The 7,565-nt window shown below is 68.5% G+C and carries 5 protein-coding genes; 1 reads left to right on the forward strand and 4 read right to left on the reverse strand.

The window, feature by feature from the left end; genetic code table 11:
* A partial coding sequence (locus tag AC1D01_RS14095) for a helix-turn-helix domain-containing protein (RefSeq protein ID WP_477867198.1) occupies positions 1-168 on the forward strand: 168 nt, incomplete at its 5' end.
* Positions 169-190: 22 nt separating this feature from the next.
* Here the strand turns inward: AC1D01_RS14095 and AC1D01_RS14100 are convergent.
* The 4 genes from AC1D01_RS14100 to AC1D01_RS14115 form a co-directional block, all read right to left on the reverse strand.
* Positions 191-2,338 (reverse strand): RICIN domain-containing protein, encoded by a 2,148-nt coding sequence (locus AC1D01_RS14100; RefSeq protein WP_477867190.1) that lies wholly within the window; start codon positions 2,336-2,338, stop codon positions 191-193.
* Positions 2,339-2,478: 140 nt separating this feature from the next.
* Positions 2,479-3,141: an HAD-IA family hydrolase gene (locus tag AC1D01_RS14105; protein ID WP_477867192.1), complete on the reverse strand. Its 663-nt coding sequence runs from the start codon at positions 3,139-3,141 to the stop codon at positions 2,479-2,481.
* Positions 3,142-3,185: 44 nt separating this feature from the next.
* Positions 3,186-5,768: a 2-oxoglutarate dehydrogenase E1 component gene (locus AC1D01_RS14110; protein WP_477867194.1), complete on the reverse strand. Its 2,583-nt coding sequence runs from the start codon at positions 5,766-5,768 to the stop codon at positions 3,186-3,188.
* A gap of 142 nt (positions 5,769-5,910) precedes the next feature.
* Positions 5,911-7,452 carry a methyl-accepting chemotaxis protein gene (locus AC1D01_RS14115; protein ID WP_477867196.1) on the reverse strand — a complete coding sequence of 514 codons (1,542 nt, stop codon included), beginning with the start codon at positions 7,450-7,452 and terminating at the stop codon, positions 5,911-5,913.
* Between the last annotated feature and the right edge of the window lie 113 nt (positions 7,453-7,565).

The following is a 7,565-nucleotide window of genomic DNA, read 5'->3' on the forward strand; positions in this document are numbered from 1 at the left end:
ACCGAGGTCGAGCTGACGAACCGCGCCAGCTCGATCAAGACGCTGGAGTGGGAGCGCATCCACGAAACGCTGGCCGAGACCGGGTTCAACATCTCCGAGACGGCGCGGCGGTTGGGCATGCATCGCCGCACCCTCGCCCGCAAGCTCGGGAAGCAGCAGGTGAAGTAGCGCTGCCCCGATCACTTTCCGATCAAGGTGCGCGGAAGGTCCAGCGCGCGTTGTCGCCGCCGCAATCCCATTGCTGGATGCTCGCCCCATCCACCGCCGACACGTTGGTCACGTCCAGGCACTTGTTGCTGTGCGAGGCGCGCAGGTAGAAGTAGCCGCCGCCCTGGTCCTCCAGCTTGAACAACTGGTTCGCGCCGCCGGTGCAGGTCCATTGCTGCACCGCCGCGCCGTTGGCGGTGCTGACGCCGGTGATGTCGGCGCACTTGCCGCTCAGCACCGAGCGCAGCTGCCACAGCCCGTTGCCGCCGCTCTGTGCGATCCACTGCTGGTTGGTCCCGCCGCCATAGCTCCATTGCTGCAGCGCCGCGCCGTCGGTGGTGGCGCGCTCGCGCACGTCGAGCGCCCGGCCGCTGTGCTTCGCGACGATCGCATAGGTCTGGCCGGAGACCGGGCCCGCCGTCGGATTGGTCGGGGGATTCGTGGGCGGGTTGGTCGGCGGATTGGTCGGCGTGTTGGTGCCGGTCGAGTCCTCGAACTGCAGCCAGTCGAGGTTGGCAACGCCCAGGCCACCCTTGGCCACCAGGTAGAGGTTGTGCACGCCGCTGCTGCGCTGGATCGGCGTCGTGACCTCCTGGAAGGTGGTCCAGCCGCCGGTGTTCGGCACCGTGACCGTGCCGACGTGCGCGCCGGTCGGGCTGTCGAGGTGCAGCTCGATCTGCTTGCCGGCATAGGCCGCTTCCACCGCGAGACGCAGCTTCAGCCGGTCGACGCCGCTGCCGAAGTCGACGTCGATGTAGCGCAGCCAGTCACCCGCATCGAAGCTGCCGACGCCGGCCGCGTCGAAGCTGACGCCGCTCTGCGCATAGAAATTCTCGGCCTCGAGCTTGTCGAGGGCGCGCCAGTTGCCCTCGTACGGCAGGTTGCGGATCAGGCTGTTCCTGCCGGTCAGCGCCGCCTTGAACACGCCGGTCAGCATCGTGTTGGGCGCCATGTTCTTCTCGACGTCCCAGCTGCGCCACTTCGATTCGATGGCCGCGTACGAGTCGGTCGCGACGTTCGGCGTGTTGGCGCCGGCATTGGTGCTGTTGTAGAGCGCCCAGTTGCCGATGTTGGTGCCCTTGTAGGTCCAGCTCGTCCAGTGCCAGCCGGCCGCGTTGTACTTGCCCAGCGCGTATTCCCAGCTGCTCTGCAGGTTGAACAGCATGAACTCGCCGACGTAGTGCGGCACGTTGTACGACAGGTACTGCTTCTCCTGCGCGATCTTGCTGTCGGTGAAGCTCGCCTGCGCCTGGTAGTTCGAGTCGTTGCCCCAGTGGTAGTAGTGGAACTCGTAGATCACGTTGGTCCAGCCGTAGTCCGACGGCCGCGTGATCGCGGTCCAGTCCCAGATCCCTTCCATGATCACGATGTGGTTCAGGTCGACCGCACGGATCTCGTTGTAGAAGCGGTTGTACATGTCCAGCACCGGGCGCGTCGCCGGCGACGGGTAGTTCAGCGACGGCTCGTTCAGCAGGTCGTAGCCGGCGACGGTCGGCTCGTTGCGAAAGCGCGTGGCCAGTTCGCGCCAGAAGCTCAGCGCCTGGTTCTGGAACGCGGTGTTGTTCCACAGCTGGCCCGAGCCGCCGATGCGCCCGCTGTGGTCGGCCCCGTTCTGCGAGCCCGGCGCGCCGTGCAGGTCGAGGATCACGTACAGGCGGTACTTCTTCGCCATCGCCACCACCCACTCGATGCGGCGGAAGTCGATCTTGCCGGCGGCATCGCGCTTCCACGAGCCGTCCTCGTTCATGTGGTTCAGGTAGTAGATCGGCAGGCGCACCGCGCTCATGCCCATCTCGCTGAGGATCTTGAAGTCCTTCTCCTGCAGGTAGCTGTCCTGGTAGGCGTTGATCAGCGCGTCGCGGCCGGCATCGCCGAAGCGCTGGCTCAGCGTCTTGCGCATCGTGTAGTCGTCGCTGGCGCCGGCCAGCGGCGACATCCAGGTCTCGTGCACCTGCCAGCCGCCGAGGTTCACGCCGCGCAGGTAGATCGGGTCGCCGGTGCCGTTCTGGTTGCGCACCACGCGGCCGTCGACCTTCAGGAAACTGCTGTGGGCGGCGGCGGTGCCGGCCAGCACGAGGGCGGCCACGGGCAGCAGGGCAAACCGCGAGGCAAGACGTGAAAGGAGTTTCATGGTCGGACTGGAGTGTGGGTGAAGTGGAAACAGCAAGTGGAAACGTTTCCAGTCCGGGATTCTTCGGGAGCCGGGTGCAGATCATCCCCGGGCAAACCCTCGATCGAGTGGCGGGGTTGTCACCGCCTGCAACCGCGGCGTCAGCGTTGCGCGAGCTGCAGCGTGCCGGCCGGTCCGGGCGTGACGGCAATCACCTCGTAGCCCGGCAGCCGCGGGTGCGGTGTTGCGATTGGATGCGTGTGCGTGGCCGTGATCACGACGATCGCCGCGCCCGCCGCCTCGGCCGCCGCGATGCCGGCCGGCGCGTCCTCGAAGACGAGGCAGGCCTCGATCGCCACGCCCAGCCGTTGCGCCGCGAGGCGGAAGCCGTCAGGAGCCGGCTTGCCGTTCATCACATCGTCCGCGGTCACGATCACCGCCGGCAGCGGCAGGCCCGCGGCCTCGATGCGGCGCAGCGCGAGCGCGCGCGGCGCCGAGGTGACGATGGCCCAGCGATCGGCCGGCARCGCGGCGAGGAAGGCGCCGGCACCGGCGATCGCATCGATGCCGGCCACGTCGTCGATCTCGCGGCGCGTGATCTCGTCGGCCTCGGCCTGCGCGTCGACGCCGGGCAGCGCGAGCTGGCGGACCGTCTCCACCGCCCGCCGGCCGTGGATGGTCGGCAGGAAGGCGGCGACGTCCAGCCCGTGCCGCGCCRCCCAGTCGGACCAGACCCGCTCGGCCGCGGCGATCGAGCTGAGGATCGTGCCGTCCATGTCGAACAGGAAGGCGGCGAAGGGACGGTCGGCGTACGGCGGGGTCATGGCACCTGGGGGCGGTCGAAGGGGCCCCCAGGTTACCGCGTCGCTCAGTCCCCGAGCGCCCGTGCCACCAGCGCCTGCTGCTGCCGCTGGTGCACCGCGTGCGACGACACCGCGCCGGCCGCCGTCACCGCGCGCGACACCTCGCTCAGCACGGCACCCGGTGGGCAGGCGTCCGCGAGGTCGTCGCGCACGAAGGCCCAGGCGCCCTGGTTGCGCGTCTCCTCCTGCGCCCACACCAGCTCGCGCAATTGCGGGTAGCGCTGCAGCACCGCGCCCAGCTCGGCCTGCGGGAACGGGTACAGCTGCTCGAGCCGCACGATCGCGACATCGCTGCGGCCCTGCGCCACGCGAGCGCAGTGCAGGTCGTAGAACAGCTTGCCGCTGCACAGGATGACGCGCTTCACCTGCGAAGCATCGGCCACCGCGTCATCGTCGAGCACCGGCTCGAACCCACCGGACAGCAGCTCGCCGACCGTCGAATGCGAGGCCGATTCGCCGTACAGCACCGCTTTCGGTGTCATCACGACCAGCGGCTTGCTCACCGCGTCGAGCGCCTGCCGGCGCAGCAGGTGGAACCACTGCGCCGAGGTCGACGGGAAGGCCACCCGCAGGTTGTCGCCGCCGCACAGCTGCAGGAAGCGGCCGACGTAGGCGTTCGAATGCTCCGGCCCGACGCCTTCGTAGCCATGCGGCAGCAGCAACGCGAGGGCCGAGCGGCAGCCCCACTTCGCCTCGCCGGCGCTGATGTACTGGTCGACGAACACCTGCGCGCCGTTGACGAAATCGCCGAACTGCGCCTCCCAGATCGTCAGGCCGCGGCCCTTGCTGCCGGCAGCTTGCGCGCCGATCTCCACGCTGTAGCCGTACTCGAAGCCGAGCACCGCCTCTTCCGACAGCACCGAATTGACGATGTCGAAGCGCGCACCGCCTGCTTCGACCTGCTGCAGCGGCGTGAACACCGCGGTTCCCGACGCCGCCTGGTTGTGCCAGACGCCATGGCGGTGCATGAAGGTGCCACGGCCCACGTCCAGGCCCGACACACGCACGTCGGTGCCGGCGCCGAGCAGCGAGGCGTAGGCCATGTTCTCGGCGAAACACCAGTCGATGCGTGCAGCGTCGTTGCCGGCCGCATGCGACCACTGTTGCATCAGCGTGTGGATCGCCGGGTGCGGCTGGAAACCGCCCGGCAGCGTGGTCATCGCCGCCACCGCCGCCTGCAGGCGCTCGCGCGACCAGTCTGCGTGCGGCAGTGCTTCGCCGGCCAGCACGGGGGGCGCCGCCGTCCCGGTCCCGGCCTCGTCCGCGGGCTTCCGACCCGAGAACGCCTCGATCGCCGCGGCACGCCCGCCGGCGATGTAAGACGCCATCTCCGCCTCGCTCGCCACACCGGCCGCCACCAGCGCCGCGCCATGCACCTCGACGACCGAGGCCTTCAGCTCGGCGAGCGGGTAGATGCCGGGGCTGCTCAACGCCGGCATGTCGTGCTCGGAATGGCCGAGCCGGCGGTAGCCGATCAGGTCGATCACGACGTCGGTGCCGAACTGCGCGCGGTACGCCAGCGCGATCTGCGCCGCGCGCTGCAACTGCTCGGGCGCATCGGCATTCACGCGCAGCACCGGTGCATCGACCATGCGGGTCACATCGGTGCAATAGCGCGCGGCCTGCGCATCCATCGCGTTCGGTTCCGAGAAGCCGAGCTGGTTGTTGATGATCACGTGCACCAGGCCGCCGACCGCGTAGCCCGGCTTCTGCGTCACCGCGAGCGTCTCCATCACGACGCCCTGCCCCGCGAACGCGGCGTCGCCGTGCAGCACGATCGCCAACGCGTGGCTGCCACCGCCACGCACCTGGCTCGCGCGCGCCATGCCGGCCACGACCGGGTAGACGCTCTGCAGGTGCGAGGGGTTGTGGGCCAGCGTCAGCGCGATCTCGCCGTGCCGCGTCGCGATGCGGCGGCGACCGCCCAGGTGGTAGACCAGGTCGAGGTGATTCTCCGGATCGCGCGCCTGCGGATCGATGTAGTTCATCACCTCGGCCGCCGGCAGGCCCAGCAGGTTGACCAGCACGTTGACGCGGCCGCGGTGCGGCATGCCCATGAACACCTCGCCGACGCCGTGCGATGCAGCGCGTTCGAGCAACGCATCGAGCAGCGGCAGCAAGGCCTCGCAGCCTTCGAGCGAGAAACGCTTGCCATGCGGATAGCGCCGCGCCAGGTGATGCTCCCAGGCCTGCACCTGGATCAGGCGGTCGAGCAGCCCGGTGCCGGGCGGCGTGGCCGCCGGCGCGGCTTCCATGCGGGCCTGCAGCCACGCGCGGCGCACGTCGTCGCGCACCGCCGACGCATCCAGCGCGAGCGGCCCGCAGTACGCGGCCTTCAGGCGCCGGTCGAGCTCATGCGCGTCGCGCGCGCCGAGCCACGGCGTGCCGTCATGCGTCAACGCATCGCCAGGCGCCAGCCCGAAGCGCTGCAGTGACAGGCCTTGCGCCTCGAGCGGCCGCGACAAGCCGAGCGGGTCGAGCGCCGCATGGCGGTGCCCGTGCACGCGGTGCGCCTCGACGAAGCGGTGGACTTCCGGCGTGAGCCGGGCCGGACGCAGCTGTGCGTCCTCGTGAAACGAAGTGATCAAGATTCCGTCCTCCCTGACAGAAAGTGATGGAGATGAATTGCGCGGAACTGAACTGGACGGGCCAGCGCTCTGATGGCGCCTGCCGTCCGATCAACCGTCTCCTCTCACACCGCGCCGCGGGCGGCGCGGCCTCGCTGGAATCCTAGAGTGCGAACGAGCGGACCACGTGCGTCAGCTGCTTCGCCTGGTCTTGCAATGCGCGCGCCGAGGCGGTGCCCTGCTCGACCATCGCCGCATTGCGCTGCGTGGAATCGTCCATCTGCAGGATCGCGCTGTTGACCTGCTCGATGCCCATGCTCTGCTCGCGGCTCGACGCACTGATCTCGGCCACGATCTCGCTGACGCGTTTGATGCTGCTGACGACCTGCTTCATCGTCACGCCGGCCTGTTCGACCATCTTGCTGCCCTCGTCGACCTGGTTGACCGAGGCGTCGATCAGCGACTTGATCTCCTTGGCGGCCGTCGCGCTGCGCTGCGCGAGGCTGCGCACCTCGCTGGCCACCACCGCGAAGCCGCGGCCCTGCTCGCCGGCCCGCGCCGCTTCCACGGCAGCGTTCAGCGCGAGGATGTTGGTCTGGAAGGCAATGCCGTCGATCACGCCGATGATGTCGGCGATCTTCTTCGACGAGGTCTGGATCGTGCTCATCCGGTCGATGACCTGGCCGACCACCTGGCCTCCCTGCGTCGCGACGGTCGAGGCCGACATCGCCGACTGGTTGGCCTCGCCCGCGCTGTCGGCGCTGAGCTTGACGGCCGCGGTCAGCTGCTCCATCGCCGACGCCGTTTCCTCCAGCGCGCTCGCCTGCTGTTCGGTGCGTGCCGACAGGTCGGTGTTGCCCTGCGACACCTCGTGCGCCGCGGTGGAGATGGTGTCGGCGCCGGTGCGCACCTCGGAGACGATGCGGTGCAGGCTGTCGACCATGTGCTGCAGCGCCAGGATCAGCCGACCCACCTCATCCTTGCTCTTCACCTCGACCTTGTAGGTCAGGTTGCCCGCGGCGACCGACTCGGCCAGTTCGATCGCCCGCTGGATAGGGTGGGTGATGGAGCGCGTGATGGTCCAGGCCGTCAGCACGCCCAGCAGCACGGCGAGCACCGAGGCACCCACCATCTGCAGCTTCGCGGTGCGCGAGCTGCCCTTCGCGGTGGCCACGTCGTCGAGCATGCTCTGCGACTGCCGGGCCACCATCTTGTCGATCAGCGCGTAGTAGCGCGCCTGAGGCGCGGCCATCTCGTCCTGGTAGACGACCATCGCCTCGTCGCGCTTGCCGGCGGCCATCAGGTCGAAGACCTTGCGCACGACCACGCCGTACTCCTTGCGCGCCCTCGATTGCTCCTCGAATTGCGCCTTGTCTTCGTCGGTGTGCAGCAGCTTCTCGAAATCGGCGAGGTTCTGCGTGTTCGCCGCGCGCATCGCGGCGTACTCGTCCATGTACTTCTTCAGTTGATCGGGGTTGGTGGACAGCAGGATGCGGCCGATCGTCACGGCGCCGTGGTCGCCCTTGGTCTTGATCTTGTTGGCGAGCGCGATCTGCGCATAGCGGTCGTCGACCACGCTGTCCATCACGGAGCTCAATCCGTTGAGGACCGACGTGGCGACGCCGAGGATCACCAGCAGCAGCGCGATCACGACCGAGAAGGCCAGCGCGAGACGCGAACCGATCTTGAGGTTCGACAGATTCATCTTTTTACTCCCTGAACGTTGCGTTCAATGGTCTCAATGGTGTTGAAACGTTTGCTTTTCGGCAAGGTCGACTGTGGGTCGTCCTTCACGGATGGCTTCAGCTTTGCTATTGC

This window comes from Rhizobacter sp. P3_B12 (genome assembly GCF_056402895.1).

Coding starts and splice junctions, on each gene's coding strand:
- AC1D01_RS14100 (WP_477867190.1), bottom strand. CDS start 2,338: ATGAAACTCCTTTCACGTCTTGCCTCGCGGTTTGCCCTGCTGCCCGTG.
- AC1D01_RS14115 (WP_477867196.1), bottom strand. CDS start 7,452: ATGAATCTGTCGAACCTCAAGATCGGTTCGCGTCTCGCGCTGGCCTTC.